The sequence below is a fragment of the Olivibacter sp. XZL3 genome, from assembly GCF_004368405.1.
GTDB lineage: Bacteria > Bacteroidota > Bacteroidia > Sphingobacteriales > Sphingobacteriaceae > Olivibacter.
The window spans coordinates 16,293-33,613 of the sequence record NZ_SBJH01000059.1 but is presented as its reverse complement, the minus strand read 5'-3'; the positions used below and the strand labels follow the sequence as shown (position 1 = coordinate 33,613).

General features: G+C 42.0%; 14 protein-coding genes. All 14 read right to left on the bottom strand.

The window, feature by feature from the left end:
- Positions 1-27 precede the first annotated feature (27 nt).
- Positions 28-1,464: an MOP flippase family protein gene (locus tag EPX21_RS12435; RefSeq protein ID WP_134090018.1), complete on the bottom strand. Its 1,437-nt coding sequence runs from the start codon at positions 1,462-1,464 to the stop codon at positions 28-30.
- 9 nt (positions 1,465-1,473) lie between these two features.
- Complete coding sequence (locus EPX21_RS12430; RefSeq protein WP_134090017.1) at positions 1,474-2,529, bottom strand: nucleotidyltransferase family protein; 1,056 nt, start codon at positions 2,527-2,529, stop codon at positions 1,474-1,476.
- A complete protein-coding gene (locus EPX21_RS12425; protein ID WP_134090016.1) occupies positions 2,504-3,694 on the bottom strand; it encodes a hypothetical protein in 1,191 nt (396 codons plus the stop codon). Before EPX21_RS12425 ends, EPX21_RS12430 begins: the two co-directional genes overlap by 26 nt.
- Positions 3,691-3,987, bottom strand: a complete 297-nt coding sequence (locus EPX21_RS23480; RefSeq protein ID WP_370450984.1) for a DapH/DapD/GlmU-related protein — start codon at positions 3,985-3,987, stop codon at positions 3,691-3,693. The genes EPX21_RS12425 and EPX21_RS23480 overlap by 4 nt, the downstream gene beginning before the upstream one ends.
- A gap of 350 nt (positions 3,988-4,337) precedes the next feature.
- A complete protein-coding gene (locus EPX21_RS12415; protein WP_134090014.1) occupies positions 4,338-5,477 on the bottom strand; it encodes a DegT/DnrJ/EryC1/StrS aminotransferase family protein in 1,140 nt (379 codons plus the stop codon).
- A 10-nt stretch (positions 5,478-5,487) separates the two neighbouring features.
- On the bottom strand, positions 5,488-6,486 hold the full coding sequence (locus tag EPX21_RS12410) for an NAD-dependent 4,6-dehydratase LegB (protein WP_134090013.1): 999 nt from the start codon (positions 6,484-6,486) through the stop codon (positions 5,488-5,490).
- A 31-nt stretch (positions 6,487-6,517) separates the two neighbouring features.
- On the bottom strand, positions 6,518-7,597 hold the full coding sequence (locus tag EPX21_RS12405) for a lipopolysaccharide biosynthesis protein (protein WP_134090012.1): 1,080 nt from the start codon (positions 7,595-7,597) through the stop codon (positions 6,518-6,520).
- A gap of 24 nt (positions 7,598-7,621) precedes the next feature.
- Complete coding sequence (locus EPX21_RS12400; protein ID WP_134090011.1) at positions 7,622-10,144, bottom strand: SLBB domain-containing protein; 2,523 nt, start codon at positions 10,142-10,144, stop codon at positions 7,622-7,624.
- 103 nt (positions 10,145-10,247) lie between these two features.
- The gene (locus EPX21_RS12395) at positions 10,248-11,933 is read right to left on the bottom strand and encodes a capsule assembly Wzi family protein (RefSeq protein WP_134090010.1); all 1,686 of its coding nucleotides are present in this window, start codon (positions 11,931-11,933) and stop codon (positions 10,248-10,250) included.
- A gap of 56 nt (positions 11,934-11,989) precedes the next feature.
- Positions 11,990-13,687 (bottom strand): capsule assembly Wzi family protein, encoded by a 1,698-nt coding sequence (locus EPX21_RS12390; protein WP_134090009.1) that lies wholly within the window; start codon positions 13,685-13,687, stop codon positions 11,990-11,992.
- Positions 13,688-13,798: 111 nt separating this feature from the next.
- Positions 13,799-14,707, bottom strand: coding sequence for a glycosyltransferase family 2 protein (locus EPX21_RS12385; RefSeq protein ID WP_134090008.1), 909 nt, complete (start codon positions 14,705-14,707; stop codon positions 13,799-13,801).
- Entirely contained in the window at positions 14,700-15,770 is a 1,071-nt protein-coding gene (locus tag EPX21_RS12380; RefSeq protein ID WP_134090007.1) for a lipopolysaccharide biosynthesis protein, read from the bottom strand. Before EPX21_RS12380 ends, EPX21_RS12385 begins: the two co-directional genes overlap by 8 nt.
- A gap of 119 nt (positions 15,771-15,889) precedes the next feature.
- Positions 15,890-16,705, bottom strand: a complete 816-nt coding sequence (locus tag EPX21_RS12375) for a glycosyltransferase family 2 protein (protein WP_134090006.1) — start codon at positions 16,703-16,705, stop codon at positions 15,890-15,892.
- A gap of 21 nt (positions 16,706-16,726) precedes the next feature.
- Complete coding sequence (locus EPX21_RS12370; RefSeq protein WP_134090005.1) at positions 16,727-17,320, bottom strand: DapH/DapD/GlmU-related protein; 594 nt, start codon at positions 17,318-17,320, stop codon at positions 16,727-16,729.
- Position 17,321 lies beyond the last annotated feature (1 nt).

Sequence of the window (17,321 nt, the reverse complement as noted above, 5' to 3'; positions counted from 1 at the left end):
GATTATGGCGCTCACCTTGGCTTTATATCATTTTCTTTCTCGAACTAATTCATAGATATTCTTAATACCTCGAAAATTCAAAGCTAAGAATAAAGATACATATATAAGCCAGATAACAATATTGCGTAATATTGAATCTGCAAAATGCATTCTGTCAAATGTAAATATAACTATACAGATAATGCCGGCGCTAATCACTGCACCTTTAATAGACGCACTTAAATAAGCCTTAAGACCGAGCGTAGGCATTATTTTTCGGATGAGAATAAACCAATACAGCGGTAAGACAGACAACGCATAAAATGACTGTCCAATAACTACCCCGACAGCTCCCCATGTAGCGCCCACCAATACAAACAACGGATTATATATTATGCGAAAAAGAGTCCATCGAAAATTCAAGTCCGTTCTCCCGGTAACAGTGGCTATCACGCTAGACACGCTAGCAACTGAAAGTATCGCCCCCCATACACAAAAAATCTGCAACATGAAACTATATTCGGCGTAAGCGGCTCCATACATAATTGTCAGAATCTGTGTTGAGAATATAGCAACAGTTGCGTAGATCGGTACATTCATTAGCCCCACTGTTTGCAATAGCGTTAGATATTTCTCTTTTAAACGGACTATATCGCCTTGCAATTTAGCTAAAACGGGTGTGAATACACTTGTTAAAACCGGATTTAAAATATTATAAATTCTAAACGTAAATTGCTTTACAAGGTTATAAACTCCTAATTCGCCAACTGGCAAAATCTTACCAATTATGATAACATCCATTTGTGAAGCGATGTAGTCGCATATCTGCGCCCCAGTCTGATAAAGACCAATCCTATAAAAGCTCCTGCCTTCTTTCAAATTTATGTAAAAGAATAATGGATGAGTCTTTATTCCGGAAATAATAAGGACTAAAGAGGAAGAAAAAGACGCAAAAATCGTTGAATATACCAAGCTATAAACTCCAAATCCTTTTACTGCTAATACAATTGCAACGCCAATGGACACAATCGACGTCAAAATATCGGTAAAAGCTAAAAACTTAAACTGTAGACTTTTTTGCTGAAAGATTCTAAACTGTCTTCCCGCGCTTGTAAATATTAAATCGAGTCCCATAATCGGAATAAGCTGGACCAGGCTCGGTTGACTATAAAATCGGGCGATTAGGGGACAGAAGCAAATAAGTACAACATACAAGAAGATACTTAATATAATCCCTACCCAATATAGACTACTATATTCAGTCCGAGAAATCTTTTCCTTTGAAAAAAGCGAAACAGATACGCCTAAGTCAGCGAAAATACGGGTAAATCCCAAAACTAAAACAACTATAGCGACAAGACCAAAATCCGACTTGTCAAGGTATCGGGTTAAGATAGACAGGCGGAGTATTTGTGTAACAGCCTGAAAGCCGTAAGATATGCTGGTCCAAATCGTACCATTAACGGCACTCTTTCTTAAATTCATCCTCAAAAACTATTTCATAAGAATTTTAGAATAAAGAGACCATTCACCAATATCAATCCACGATTTTTCACTGATAGGGAATACTCCTACCTTTCCTTTTCTCGCTTTAATAGCTTCAATTAAATCTGTTATATGGAAAAAGGTGCCTTCTGGAATTTCGGCTAACAAATGAGGTTCCAGTATATAGAACCCGCAATTAATCATAAAAGTAAGCGTCGGCTTTTCTTGTAACGATAGAAGTTCGCCATTCTCACCAGTCTCTAAAGTTCCATATGGTATACTATAGTGTTTCAAAGAAGCAACCATCGTGAGTTCATTCTGCTGTTCCTTATGATAGTCATAAACCGCCGCGTAATCTTGATCGACTAGAATATCACAATTCGAAACAAAAAATGGCGATTTAATTCGATCTCTCAACAACCCCAAGCTCCCCGCCGTTCCTAACGGCTTATCCTCGGAAAATAGCGAGACGTCGTAGGTTTTATTATTAAGGCTGTCAAAATAATACTGTATGAGTTCGGCCTTGTAGTTTACCGAAAGATGAAATGTGTTGCACCCATATTGTTGAAAGCGAGCGATGATCGTCTCCAAGATAGTTTTTTCTCCATAAGGCAACAATGGTTTTGGCAATATATTAGTCAACGGTTTTAAACGTGTACCAAAGCCACCTGCCATAATAACTACAGGTAAATCTAACTGCCCACACGAAAAACTTGAAACATCTTCTTTGACTATATCTTCCCAAAAAATCACATCTGTAATCTCGTTGAGGTCTGAAAGCACCGGCATATACACCAACCGGTGTTTCAACATAATTGCCTTGATAGTGTCTATATCATCGCCTTTGCGCGCAGTTAATATGTCCTTCCTGAGAATATTGGATAATTCAATTGACAAGTCTCTATTGGCAATAATGGCTCGTTGAATATCACCAATGGAAATTAAACCAACAAAAAGGCCGTTATCGTCTATAACTATCAAAAGCTTCTGTCCTACTTCATCCATCCTCTTTAGTGCATCGATGATGGACATTCTTTGATTAATTAAAAGGATCTTTTTTTCCATCGTTTTTACTTTTGTATTCTGAAAATGCGTTATGCCATTCAGCAATGCAAATTGGCCACCGAGACATTTCAAACTTCTCGTGCGAATTTGCCAGTTGGACAACATCCCTGTAACTCTCTATGTTCTGTAAAACATGCCGTACTTTCTTTGAAACTGATTCGATATCATTTATTACTTCAAAGTAGATACCTTCATCAATTAACGATTGATATGGCAGCCACGCTCCTGTGATCACAATGTTTTTTGCAAATAAGTGCTCACGCATAGAACCAGAAAACGCATCAGACACCTGAAGTTGGATAAAAATATCTGTAGCTATTCTCAAATAAGCTATCTCTTGATCGGTCATATAGGTTTCAAGGACCCTATAATTTAAGCCGAAGCTACTTAATAAGGATTTGACTGACTCTTTGTAATTTGCTTCTACCGCGTACGTCATAGGAAACAAAAGCAATACGCGTTCCTTTTCGAGTATATCTTTAATTGTTGCAAGATATTTTATTACCTGCCTATGTTGTTGATGCGGCCGACCATTATATCCGCATGTAATTACCAAAGCATCTTGTTCAATATTAAGCGCAGCCCTTGCCTCAGAGCGGCTAACCCTTCGCATGCGATATAGTTCCTCCAAAGGAGCTAATCCAAAAATACAGTTTCGTATTTTTGAATCGGAAATGTTATAAACACTACGGATGTCGTGTGCCATTTCCTTAGTTGATATAACTATTCGATCACATCGATCAAGTACGCTCGCGACCTTTGAACCGAAAGTTCCTCTCTGATAAAAATCGGATCCCCAAAACGCGCCTATGGTGAATATATGCTTAGCATCAAGTTCTAGGAAAGCATTCATTACATCGAACCAAAAGCCCTGCAAGCACAACACGTCATATGAGAACAGCTGTTGATTAATATTCCTAATTACGCGCGCCCCCCTAAATTTTAAAATCCAAGAACGAATTTTTGGAAGCCTACGCTCTATTTTCCCCAGAACGCGATAGTGATATACATTATCATATTTGAATCTTAAATCACCCGAATTTGGATCGGTTACTACCCTTGTGTTTATGATATCAACGACTACCCTCCTATCATATAATTTTAAGTATTCAACCAGCGCAATATTGTATTGGTTGTAGGCATCGCCAATGATTAAAATTCTCATCTGTTTTCCTTATTCATACTCTTAGCTGGTATACCAACGACTATCTCATAATCATGCACGTCCTTGGTTACAACCGCGCCGGCCCCTACTACTGCCCCTCGACCAATCTTGAGCCCTGGCAATATCGTTGCATTAGCACCGATGTAAGCTTGGGACTCAATTGTAACTCTCCCGAGCAACACGGCATTAGGCGCAATAGTAGCAAATTCGCCTATACGGCAATCATGCATTATATTGGCATAGGTATTTATACGTACTCCTCTTGCAATAGTAACATTCGACGATATATTCACACCGTATTGTATATTCACCGATGCATCTTGGATTATCTTAGCCGAAGTAGAGATCTTACTATCCGCCGAAATTATATTAACGAATTTAAATCCTTTCGCCTTGTAAAGACTATACAGCTTATGCCTAACTTTCGGCGAATCAGGACACAAATGTATAGGTACTCTTAAATACCTTTGTACGAAGGTACTGTCGTTAAGAACATTATCGGTTCCGATGTAAGGTATATCTCCGTTACCGCAATCCTTTGCCCGGAAATCTCTCCCGTCGATGATTCCGCATATGCTTATCCCCAGCGAGTGGATCAATTCGATCGTTTCGGAAAAGAAACCGATAAGTATAATTTCCTCTTTCAACTTATTGCAGATATTAAGGTATTAACAACTTCAGCAACTTTACTTTTCGTAAGACCCGCATACATAGGTAACGTAATTTCTCTATCGGCGACGTACTCAGTAATCGAAAGATCGCTAGTGTTAACAAAATCCTGATAAATTGAAAAGCGATGGATGGCAGGATAATGAACACTTGTTTGAACACCACGTTTGTGCATTTCATCTCTTACCTCTTCTCGGCTCTTCGCTACTTCGTCTTTAAGAATGACAGGAAAAATATAATTGGAACAAAAATCTTTGTGATCACGAAAAGGGATGTAGAGAAGATGAGAATACTTGAGCAATTCTTCTAAATACCATCCACGCACTTCCGCTCGTCTATTCAGATCCTGTCTTATCTTTTTTAGCTGCTCTATTCCTAAAGCAGCTCTCATATCGTCCATTCTATAGTTATACCCTAAGGTGACGACATCGTAAGAAGTAGAATGACCAGAAGCACGCTGGTATGACATCGTTGTCATGCCGTGAGATCGTTTGAGCTTGAGCTTCTCGGACAGTTCACCGTTATTCGTGACAATCATCCCGCCTTCACCGGTACTTATATTTTTATTAGAAAAAAAGCTAAAGCAACCTACGTCTCCAATTGTCCCTAATTTCTTGCCCTCATACTCAGACAAAGGGCCATGGCAAGCGTCCTCTATAACCTTTAAATTATATCTTTTAGCTATATCCATAATCTCGTTCATTTTGCAAGGAAAACCAGCAAAATGCATCACGACTATGGCTGCGGTTTTAGGCGAGATTAATTTTTCGATCGTCAAGGGTGCCATATTTAAATCTTCACAACTAGATACATCGCAGAAAACAGGAATGGCCCCAACATATCGAATTGCATTTACCGTTGCAACGAAGGAAAGAGAAGGACAAATAACTTCATCACCTTCTTTAATATCGAGCGCATCAAACGCCAGGTGTAAAGCAGTAGTACAATTAGCAACACTTAAAGCGTGCTCAACTCCCAACATGTCTGCAAACATTCTTTCAAACTCGCCACATTGCGGTCCCGTCGAAATCCAACCGGATTTTATTGTTTGGACGACTGCATTGATTTCGGCATCGTCGAAGTTTAAATCAAAAAGAGGAATTTTATATGACATAATTCTGATATTATATATTATACAACCTCGGCTTATAAAGCTTTAGATTAGACTGTTCCCCAAACCATTCTATTGTTTTTGCAAGCCCTTCTTTTAGACTATAAATGGGTGTCCAATTAGTATACTGCTTTATTTTTTCATTCGACCCATATAACCGAAACACTTCCGACTTCTCTGGTCGAAGCCTCGCGTTATCAGTTATAATAGTTGCCTTCGGATTTATTTGGTCGATCAAACCCTTTGCAAGTTCTTGCATGGAAATTTCAGAGCAGGTCGCTATATTACAGTCCGTACCAATCAAATCGTCGCTTTTGCTTATTTCAACGAATCCGCGAACTGTATCTTTCACATAAAGCAGATCACGAGTGGGTTTCACATCACCTAGTTTAATTTCTTCGATGCCATCCAAAAGCTGCGTAATAATGGTTGGTATAATTGCTCTTGCCGATTGACGGGGTCCATATGTATTGAAGGGCCGTACAATAGTTAATGGAATATTAAAGCTTCTATAGAAAGATTCAGCGATACAATCAGCGCCGATTTTGGAAGCTGAATATGGAGATTGAGGCTGCCTAGGGTGGGCTTCGTCTATAGGTATGTAATTGGCTGTTCCATATACTTCTGACGTAGAGGTAACCAGAACTCGCTCGACACCCAAATCTTTAGCCGCCTGGACTACATTTAGAGTTCCTTTTACATTTGTATCAATGTAGCTGTCTGGTGAGTGATAGCTGAAGGGTATCGCAATGAGCGCAGCCAAATGAAAAACAATATCCGTATTTTTCATGGCTGTTCGAACGCCGTTGGGATCCCTAATATCTCCCATAAAGATTTCGATTGCTTCTTTTGTTTGCTGTGGTAAGCTATCAATCCAGCCCCAGCTATTGAATGAATTATAGTATACGAATGCCACTACATTACACCCCTCAGCTACCAATTCTTCCACAAGATGGGAACCTATAAAACCGTCTGCTCCGGTGACTAATACTCTTTTTCCTTTTAACACCATTGTCTTACTATCTGACTTAGAACTTAAGAAATTAATTTTTAATTGTTATGTTGAATAACCGACTTACAAAAAGAAATGTTGCACATAAGCACCCAGCTAAAACAGCTCCTAATAAAGTTAGTAGCACTTTATTAGGCATGTTTTTTTCAAGTGGATATTTAGGCTTGTCCAAAATCTGTATTAAAGGTTTATCGTTCCGAAGATTCAACCTTGCAAGTTCTTTCTGTTTGACTAACTCATTCAAAATTGCTCCGTTTGCCTGTACATCGACCTCGCGTGTTTGAGAAGGTACTCTAAGCGCTTTGAAAGCTGCATTCGGGTTTGGATTTGCGTCGGAAGCGTGCGCTACCCCTCCTATAGCGTTATTCAACTCCCGTCGAATTGAATCTACTTGCTTTGTTAAAATCAACAAATTCTCCAACGATTTTTTAGTTCGAGTAGTAATATAGAACTCAGTAACATTGTCTATAAGTACCTCAGTAAATACTTTTGCAAACTGCTCATCGCTGCTCGTTACGTCTAGCTGCATTATTGAACTACCTTTGTTGGGCTTGTCAATAACTAGGTCATTCTCGACTATCGCTTTAAAAACTTTTGATAATATTGAGTCCTGAATTACATTTTCCGCGCCACCTGGCTCAAAATGAAAATTTATCAATCTTGGATTACGATTCCAATCTTTATCCAACTCATTTATCTTAATATAACGATCTACAAGAAGTTCGCCACCGCTCTCCCTATCTATTTTAGATAGCAACGTCTTTTCAACCATACGTCTGGACTTAATAAAGTCCATTATATTATCGCTTGAAAACAATCCCGCACCTTCCATTCCTCCCAGACTAACACCTATAAGTGAGGCTAAACTAGACATAGAGCCATTTGACGATCCACCCCTTTGTTCTTCTAACACAAATGATAATGAAGCTGTATAGGTAGTCCCTTTTAAAATGCTATATCCGAATCCGAAAATACCGCCAAGAATTGCGGCCACAGTAATGATCTTAGCTTTTGAAATAAAATAGTGCCACCATTCCAATAATACCAATACAAATTGCTTTATATCTATTTCATTATCTGCTTTGCCCAGAGCACGACTATGATTTTGCATAATCTATTTTTGTATAAATGTTTATTACCGCAATAAGGAAACAATAATAGCAGCTAAGGAAGCTAAGCCCGTCCCTAAGCCGACGATTTGTGCTGCTCCAAGACGCTCTCTAGGTAGCCTTTGCGGCACAAAGATCTCCGAACCTGGTTTAATACGCGGATAATTATTGAAAAATAAGACTTTAGTTGTACTACGCGCAGAACCGTTGGCATACACCACGAAGCTCCGCCTCTTTAATGCGCGTTGACTAAATCCGCCTGCCTGTGAGATATAATCCTTAAAGCGATGTTTTTTTCTATATAGGGCGGTAACCGGGGATAGAACCTCACCGCTAATTTTCACCGTCTGCAACTGTTTCGGTACCCGGATGACATCACCGCCTTCCAATAAGAGATCGTCATCTTTACCGGGGTCTTCAATAATTTCCGCTAAATTAATCCCAACGTAGTAGTTCTGCTTCGCCGGCAAATTGCTTGATGCATCTGGATTGATGGTGGCTGCCTGTAAATTTTGAAGACGACTCATTCGTTCAGCTTCTAGTTCCTCAAGCGCCAATCTTTCCTCTTTATCTAACTTACTGGTGCTGTCACGAATGGTGTCTTGAAGAGGCTTGCGCTTTAATGAAGCGCCTTCAATATACGCATAGGCGGTAAGCCCGCCGGCCCGCTTGATGATATCAGATACGCGTTCATCTTTACGGCTCAGCGTGTATTCTCCCGGATACAACACTTCCCCTTCCACTCGAACCGTACGCTGACGCTCATAACCAGCAGATGATCGTACATTGACTAAGTCAAAGGGCGCTAATTCAAAGGCATGATCATCCGTGTTCAAACTTCGATCAACATCTACATTAAACACCTCGGCAGTCTTCGCTGAAGTACTTATGGCGTCTTTATCCTGATTATGCACCCGACGCGAAATTTCGATCCGTTCGGCACTACCGGCTTCGGTAAAACCTCCGGCCTGCAAAATCAGTTCTTGGACGGTCATCCCTTCCGAAAACAAATAGCGGCCCGGTTTACGTACTTCACCATTAATTTCTACCATATATTCTTCACGCAAATCGAACAGGGACGGTATAAACACCATATCTTCCCGCTTCAATACAATATCTTCTTGCGTGCCGGCCAATACTTCTGCGACGTTAAAGCTTAGTTGTTCTCTTTGAAAATCATCTTTCAATCGAACAATATACCCTCTCTTTAAATAGGCATCTTCTTTTACACCATCTGCTTTCTTTAAAAGCATGGATAAAGTTAGGCCCGAGCTTAATTCATAAGAGCCGGGTCTGAACACGGCTCCTTCTAAAATAACCCGGTTGGCAAAGCGATTGAGCGTTTTTTCGACCGTATACTTGTCGCCCGATTTAGTTTCGAACTGAGCAAACTGGCTTTCCAATAAATCTTCGAGTCGGTATTCCCTCCCCGTATTACGAATAACGCTTAATCGAGCGGTATAGGCATTTTCTGTAAACCCTCCGGCATATTTTAAAAGCTGATCAAAGGTCTCACCCGGCTTGGTTTCAAACAGAAGGGGCCTTTTGACCTCGCCAATCATTTCAACACGGGAAAGATAGGGAGAAACCTGAATGACATCTTGATCATGAAGGTTGACATTTCCTATCATATTGCCGGTCTGTAAAAAGTCGTACAAGTCTAGCTCTGCTATTAATTCGCCACCCCGCACTACTTTTATACTGCGTAGCGAACCGTTAGAGGTTGGCCCGCCAGCACTATACAATGCATTGAACACGGAAGCAACAGATGGCAAGGTATACGTACCGGGTTTTACTACCTCGCCGGTAATAATCACCTTGATGCTTCGAATATTGCCTAAACTGATATTCACTTTTGTTGCGCCACTCGACATGGCGGAGTATACCTGGGCCATTTTTGCTTTGATGCGGCTTGTGGCTTGCTGTATAGTTGCTCCGCCCACCTGAACCACACCTACGTAAGGAATGTTAATATTACCATCCGGACTGACCTTAAGCGTATGACTGGCTTCCGAATTCCCATAAATGTCTACCTGCAATTCATCCCCGGCGCCAATGACATAGCTTTGCGGAGTAGCTATGTTAAGATTCGGTTCAAAAACGGGGTTAACGTTTAAGAACAAACTAGCACCGTAAATACGGGCACGAAGCGAATCCTCTCGTAGTTGCTCGGGAGTTTTATCGGATAGGTTACCATTCAGGAACCGTATGCTGTCGGCATTCTCATAGCTTCGAGCGCCGGTTTGCTGCGCATTAGTGTCGAGGGGCTTCGTTTGACTTTGTCCGCCCAACATTTCCACCCGTTGCCTCAATTTATCGATTTCACTTTGGCTCATACCCCTTTGCTGGGCCATTTGAATCATCTGCGATTCGCTCAATCCCGCGGATTGCGCTTGGCTCATCAGTTCCCGAATTTGACTATCGGTCATATCATCAACCCGCAGCGTACTCAGATCTTGCGTGTTAATATTCTGCGCTAGAATGACTGTGCTAAAACAAAGAAAACCCAAAAACACCAAAAAACACCTAATCCGAGATTTAAATTGCATAGAGTTTAATAATTTTTAAATATAATCTGCAAAGAAACACTTTTTTTCCTAAAAAATATATTCCTGACCGAAGTATCAGCCTAACTTAAACAGCAATAGATCATTAGAAGCGGTACAACATACCGACTTGAAAATGAACATTACCACTATCTTTTTTACCAAAGCTCCATAAATTTGTACTTTCACCAATTTGATATTGGTAATTATAAGCTTTGGTAAAAATTAATTTACTCATAAAAATAAAGTTCTTATAGTCGTATTCGCCGTAGACACCAACATTCAGGTCTACCCAGTTTCTCCTTCGATCAGCGATCAAATCGTAAAACAAGGCGTTGTTGTGCACTAGACGTTCGAGCTGAAATCCAGCTCGCTTTAAGCCTCTCAGCCAATTGACATGAAGCGACTGAACATTATTTCCATAGCCAATGCCCGCGCCCATTATTTGGCCAAGATTGGTATAGCCACTTCTAACGATGTAATGATAGTACATAGGTTCAGTGGGACGGATATCGGCGTTTTTTGATTGTTCCAGTTGTGTCATTTCGAAGGCAACCTCAAACATATCCTGATGATCGATGATTTGAACCGGGAATAACTTTCGCAAACCGAACATGTAGGATCTCGAATGGTTTAATTGAACAGCCAAATCCCGCAGGTCATAAGAGCGATCGTTTCTTGCATATTCTCCATATATCTCAAATTGCGCCTCTGGTATTAGCCACCGAAAAAAAAGGGATACATTTACGTCTTGTGCACCTAAATCGGCTATATTGTTTATATCGTTTGGATCTAAAACCGGGCTACTTGAATTCGAGGAAAAGAAGGGTAAGTAATCGCCTAATTTATTACCCATATCTTTACTGTTTACCGTGAATACCGTATTGAAGCCTAGACTTAGCCCGGGCAGCCATTTCGGTTGATAAGAAAAGGTCAGACCGGAGAAATAACGCCAATCATCCGGTTTAGGCGTATATAGATCATCATAATGATTGGGATTGCCTAATGGTGTCGGTGGAAACCCCGAATCCTCCAGTCGCCCAGCCACTAACTGTCCTTCAAATGAACCAATAGCTGTCTGAATAGGCCTTGTAGTATTAACCGTGGCATGCAAAAAGCCCGGGGCGTTATTACTCATCAACAAACTATTCCTTATGCCGGGCCCCCACCATAAATTTTCCGTAGAAACGCCGATTGAAATGGGGTGAAAGTTTAAACGAATGCTGCTTTGACCCGGGAAAAAACGCGTATAGGAGCCGGTACCAAAACGTTCTGGTGCGTCTATCCCATTCATATAACGATACCATTTTGCCCACCAATTTCTATCTGAGCCCTCGAAACCTTGAAAATTACTATTTTGAGCGAATACAAACTCGGGCCGCAGTTGAATGCTTAAAAATTTATATTCACCGTAAATACCGGCAGCTACCTGGGTTTGGTAACCCGCGGCGGGGATCATACCTCCGTCATTCCAGCCGTATGGAAAGTTGCTATTAATTTGATTTTGCCACGAGAGGGGCATCAGCTGTATCATCCCTTTGCCGTCGGCGCTTCGATGAATACTATTGCTGCTTACTTGCGTCCCCTCGGGATCATATATATTCTCCTGTTTTAACGCTTCGTTGCTGAGCGGCCTCACGTTAAAGGAAATAGTTGAATCGAGCTTCCCCAATAATTGCAAGCGACGGTAATAGTCTTCGAGCATGGGCGTACCGACCGGTAGAACCTGGGCTTTCAAGTCCAGCGCCGCGAGTAAAAGAAAAGCGATGAAAAGTATATCTTGTTTCTTCATTTGTGTTCTTGCTAGTTGTTCTTAATCCTTTGCAAAAGCAATCTGCAATTGCCAAATTAGAAGCGGTACATCATACCAAGCTGCCCTTGGAAGTTAAACTTGTCCTGAGGAATAAAGTCCCAAAAGCCGCCGCCAGGCTCCTGTTCTATATCATAATTGAAGTTCAGGCCGTTCATAAATTTCATACGGGCAATGAAGAGAAAGTTCTTATAATCCCATTCTCCATTTAAAGTAGCCGACAAATTGACCCAATTGCGGCGATAATCCTCGCTATAAGAAAGCAGTCCGTAGAACAAATCCGTTTGCTGTTCTTGCCGTTCAAGCAACAAGCCTATTTGCTTAAGGCCTTTCAACCAACTGACCGTTAACGATTGTACATTACTGCCCGGGCCTATCCCGGCTCCTAAAAGCTGTCCTAAATGTGTATAGCCATGCCGAACCATCGAATTGCTGTACCAGCTTTCGTAAGGGCGCACCCGATACGTTCTTGTTTTATCAAGCTGGGTCAATTCAAACCCGACTTGCAAATGTTCCGTACCGGCCCTCATAGGTACTAACTTACGGAAGCCCAACACATAAGCCCTCGAGTGGTCCATTTCTACCATTTTATCCCGGCCATTCCAAGCGGGTTCATTACGCCCATACTCGGCATAAAACTCGGCTTTACCGCTTGGCAATACCCAGCGGGCAAAAAAGGAGGAATAGCGGTCACGGTTTCTGCGTTCTTCGCGACTGACCGGCCCTTGGCTGCTGCTGTTTCTGGACGATGGGCCTAAAAACGGAAGAAAATCGTTCAGACCACTTCCCATGGAATCTCGGTACACCACAAAGCTTTGGGAAACACCCAAAGATAAGCCTGGCACCCATTTAGGCTGATAAGAGAAGATAGCGCCACCTATATATCGTGAATCGTCTGGCTTGGGTTCATATAGATAATCGAACGCAGTAGCCTGATCCGACTGTCTTGGTGCAAAACCCGAACCCGTCAGTCCTCCGGCAATTACCTGCCCTTCGAACGACCCGATGTTACTGCGTATCGGTTTACTGCTGTTAACGGTAATATGAGGAAAACCGGGCGCCGTATTGCTCATTAAAAGGGAATTATGGATACCTGGGCCCCACCATAAATTTTCGGTACTGAAACCTACCGATACCGGATCGAACGTGGCTCTTATACTACTCTGCCCCGGCAGAAAACGAAAGTATCCGTTTTCGCCGAAACGGGTGGGCATGTCGATATTATTGTAGAAATCGTACCAAACGCGCATGGCATTTTCACTCCCTCCGGTAAAAATGGGATAGGATTTATTTTGTGCATATACGATTTCGGGTCTAAACTGAATACTCAAAAATTTATATTGTGCGTAAAAACCGGCACTAAAAAGTGTCTGATATCCCACATTGGGAATCATAGGCCCATCGTTATACCCAGTCGGAAAGCCGCTGGTATATTGATTTTGCCAGATAACCGGTAACAGTTGCACGATACCCTCACCTTCTTTTTGCCAAACAACACTATGGGAGCGCCCGCTAGCACTGTCGGGCCAATAAAGGTCGCCGACACCCAACGCACTAGCTGTTATGGGTCGAATATTAAAAGATAAGGTGGAGTCAACCTGTCCTAATAACTGTAAACGGCGATAATAATCGTCGAGAACGGGTGTTCCCAGCGGCAGTCCCTGCGCACGCGACCGCTCACTAAAGCTACCTAGAAAAAAAAGTGAGAAAATAAGGATATATAGAGCTGTTCTCATTTAGTGTTTGCTTGTTAACCATAAAGCGGCCATTTTTCGTGACAAAAATATACTAATTTGCTCACCTTATGTAAACGAAAAATACAATAATATCTGCTACAAATAAAATTTTTATATTTTTATCTTGTTGCCCCTAGCATAAGACAAAAAAAAGCCGTCCCATATCGCCCGGAGCAAAACGGTTCGCTGCTTGTTTTGGTAGTGCTTAAACAGACGCAAAAAGTCAATACAGGCTTTCATAATTGCCTTCACCTTCCTCAACCCACGCATGTGTTTACGAATAAAAAAGAGACGGTTTCGGTTAATATAGTAAACAAAAAAAGCAGAGCGCTGCCCCCCGGTCAGGGAGCTCTCCTTATGCAGAATCACCAAACTGGGCATATAATAAATCCTATATCCCAATTGGGTAGCCCGGTAAATCAAATCGGTATCTTCATAGTAAGCAAAAAAACGTTCATCCATCGGCCCTGTTTTTTCGAGGACTTCCCTTGCCAGGAGCATAAAGGTCGTCGGACCGTAATTGACGTAGATGGGCTGATCGTATTGCCCCCGGTCTTCTTCTCCTGCTCCGATATGTTCGGTCACGGCTGTAGCAGTATTTAAATAGGCACCGGCCATGCAGATTTTCCGACTGTCATAATAGAGCATTTTCGGGATAATGATCGCTTCCTGATCCATTACTGCTTTTTGAATAAGTTCATCTAAAAGGGTGTTAGTAGTAAACTCGATATCGTTGTTCAGCAGTAAGACATGGGTATAGTCTTCCTGCAGCGCCAAGGCGATGCCTTGGTTGTTTCCTTTAGCAGCGCCGTAATTAGCAGGGTTTTTTATATGACTGTAGGAAGGGACGGGCCACCTGGCCAATAATGTTTCAAGGAGTAAGTCGGTTTCCTTACTTGGGGCATTATCGATAAGATATAAATGAAAATGCTGGAACGTTTGCTGCGAAAGCGTTTTAAAAAAGCCTGCCAATACCGCATCGCTTTTATATAAAACGGTAATAAGCGCCAATTTAATCATGACTGGAATTCATCGACCGCAACAGCACCTTCAACATAAAAAATGCGATAGTAAGAAAGGTAAACAATAACGCTCCTAGCACGGCACCTTTTATAGGACCGATTGCATTGTTCTGCAAGGGCAATAGGGGTGCATCGATCACCTGAATAATCGGCATCTCCTTGCGCAAGCTGATCCGAGCTAACTCCTGATTCTTGACCAGCTCTTCTAATATTTTTCCGTTTACTTGGGCATCTACCCGCTTTCGCTGCGATAAAACCTGTAACTTCTGCCGCGCCTGATTCGGATTTGGATTGTTATCATTCGCTTCGGCAGCTCCCCCTAAGGCATCATATAACTTCTTACGCACAGAGTCGACCTGGTGGGTGAGTATGTCGAGATTTTCTTGCTCCTTTTTTGTTTTGGTATTGACATAAAACGTCATCACATTATGGATCAATTCATCTGTAAAGGCTTTCGCAAACAACTCGTCAGTGCTTCTCGTCGTCACTTTAATGATGTTTAGCTTTTTATCTGGTTTGGCAACAACCAGCGCCTTTTTTAAAATATGCAGGTAAAGAACCTGAATTAAGCTATCTTGCAAACCATGTTGGTCTTTACGGAAATAAAAGCTTTTTGTTTCTGGCTCTTTGTCCCAATCCCGTCTAAAGCCCGCCGCTTCGGCATATCGGTTGGCCAACAGCTCGCTTTTCCCATTGATGGTCACATCGCTAAGCAAGGCCTCACTTATAATACGACGCGACTTGATAAACTCCAAGATATTGTCGCCCTTAAACAAGCCGTTGCTCTCGCCTATTCCGCCCAGATCGATGCCGAACTGAGAAGCTATCCCTGCATAAGCACTGAGGCCACCCCCGCTGCCCCCATTATCCGCCAGCACGAAACTCAATTCAGCCTTGTATTCTTTGTCTTTCAGAAGTGAATAAGCAAGCCCTGCGACACAACCTATAACAAATGCCGCAATAATTATTTTATAACGACTTTTAAGGTAATGGGCGATCTCGCCTACTTTGTTCGTTAGTTCGTTCAGCGTGATTTGGTGATTTGCTTGGTCTTGCTCCATTTATTATAAATCTATCGTATAGGCTTTAGACCCGCTATTATAGGGCCTGCCGATATCAATCGCCAATAACGATCAAGTTCTCTTTTCTTAATTGATATTCACGGCGAAGATAAAGCTTTTTAATTTTTTCTCATCAATTTCTTTAAGGTGTTTTGGTTGATCTTCTCGCGATCGCGGTCGAAAAACCAGCCCCATTTATTAAAATACTGAATAGCTGATTTCATATGCAGACGAAGTATTTTGCGATTATGATAGGATTCCTTCTGATAACCGTGCGTGATGGAAACATGTGGATAATATACCGTACGGGCTAAACGCCCTATGCGCCGTATTAAATCTACGTCCTCCAAATATAGAAAAAAGCGGGTATCAAATCCATTTAATTGCTGTAATATGTTATTACGGGTAAACATAAAACAGCCGGAAAGACAGGGGATATCAGCTATTTGACTGTAATCAAAGAAGGCTAATTCGTATTGCTCGTTCAGTTTCCGTGCCCAAGCCCAATTTGACGCAAAACGACGACCAAATAAATTGAAAGGCCCCGGCAATAATTTGCAGAGACGTTGGAGCTTTCCGTCCTTATAAAAGACTTTAGGCATGACCGACCCGACATCGGGATGCTGATCCATAAAAGTAGCCAGCGCTTCCAGCACGCCTTCTGGAAAAGCGATGTCCGGATTTACCATCACATGGTAGTCGGAATCGGAACAGGACTGAATGGCCCGATTATGTGCAGCACCAAAACCGAGGTTTTCAGGATAATGCAAATACCTTACGCGCTCGTCCTTAGCAAGGCACCGAAGCGTGTCGTTCGACGAATTGTCAATAAGGTATACTCTCTCTACTAATGTAGAGGAAAGGCAACTACGCAAGGCGTCTCCTACTTCCGACAAATCGTTATGGTAAAGGACAATGGAAACGGTTATTCTCATTATAGGCTTTTTCAGATTGGATTAAGCCAGTTCCCACTGACCAGAATGGAAATTGAACTTCTTATATAACCTCGCTGGGTTTCCGATAAGCAGGGAATAGGAAGGAAACGATTTCGTGACCACCGAACCCGCCCCCACAACACAGCCTTCTCCCAAGGTTACACCCGGCAAGATGATCACATTTTCTCCCAACCAACAGCGATTGCCGATATGCACCGGTTTCGACTTAAGCGATCGGTTGATCGGTGCTGCCATCACTTCCTGTTTATCGCAAGCGCTGTCAAACGAACCGTGATTGTGATCGGTAATAAAAACCTTACTGGCAACCAATACTTCATCCCCGATAGAAACCCGTTCGATGGCTCCGATATGAACGTAATCGTTGATCTGCACTTGCTTACCCAACTGAATGCAGACCCTAGCGTCTTTCTTTATAGGTAGCGCCTCCAACCTACAACCTACACCGGTGGTAAGCCCTTCGCCGAGCTCAATAAAGCGCGCATTCCGGATCTCAAACGGAAAACGTATGATACGGGCCTTTGGATAAAAGATTTTTGTACGAATCAAGTGGGTTAGCAGCTTGATACTGCCCCTAAAACCGTATTTCCTCAGCATG

Coding starts and splice junctions, on each gene's coding strand:
- EPX21_RS12435 (WP_134090018.1), bottom strand. CDS start 1,464: ATGAATTTAAGAAAGAGTGCCGTTAATGGTACGATTTGGACCAGCATA.
- EPX21_RS12430 (WP_134090017.1), bottom strand. CDS start 2,529: ATGGAAAAAAAGATCCTTTTAATTAATCAAAGAATGTCCATCATCGAT.
- EPX21_RS12425 (WP_134090016.1), bottom strand. CDS start 3,694: ATGAGAATTTTAATCATTGGCGATGCCTACAACCAATACAATATTGCG.
- EPX21_RS12415 (WP_134090014.1), bottom strand. CDS start 5,477: ATGTCATATAAAATTCCTCTTTTTGATTTAAACTTCGACGATGCCGAA.
- EPX21_RS12410 (WP_134090013.1), bottom strand. CDS start 6,486: ATGGTGTTAAAAGGAAAAAGAGTATTAGTCACCGGAGCAGACGGTTTT.
- EPX21_RS12405 (WP_134090012.1), bottom strand. CDS start 7,597: ATGCAAAATCATAGTCGTGCTCTGGGCAAAGCAGATAATGAAATAGAT.
- EPX21_RS12400 (WP_134090011.1), bottom strand. CDS start 10,144: ATGCAATTTAAATCTCGGATTAGGTGTTTTTTGGTGTTTTTGGGTTTT.
- EPX21_RS12395 (WP_134090010.1), bottom strand. CDS start 11,933: ATGAAGAAACAAGATATACTTTTCATCGCTTTTCTTTTACTCGCGGCG.
- EPX21_RS12390 (WP_134090009.1), bottom strand. CDS start 13,687: ATGAGAACAGCTCTATATATCCTTATTTTCTCACTTTTTTTTCTAGGT.
- EPX21_RS12385 (WP_134090008.1), bottom strand. CDS start 14,707: ATGATTAAATTGGCGCTTATTACCGTTTTATATAAAAGCGATGCGGTA.
- EPX21_RS12380 (WP_134090007.1), bottom strand. CDS start 15,770: ATGGAGCAAGACCAAGCAAATCACCAAATCACGCTGAACGAACTAACG.
- EPX21_RS12375 (WP_134090006.1), bottom strand. CDS start 16,705: ATGAGAATAACCGTTTCCATTGTCCTTTACCATAACGATTTGTCGGAA.
- EPX21_RS12370 (WP_134090005.1), bottom strand. CDS start 17,320: ATGCTGAGGAAATACGGTTTTAGGGGCAGTATCAAGCTGCTAACCCAC.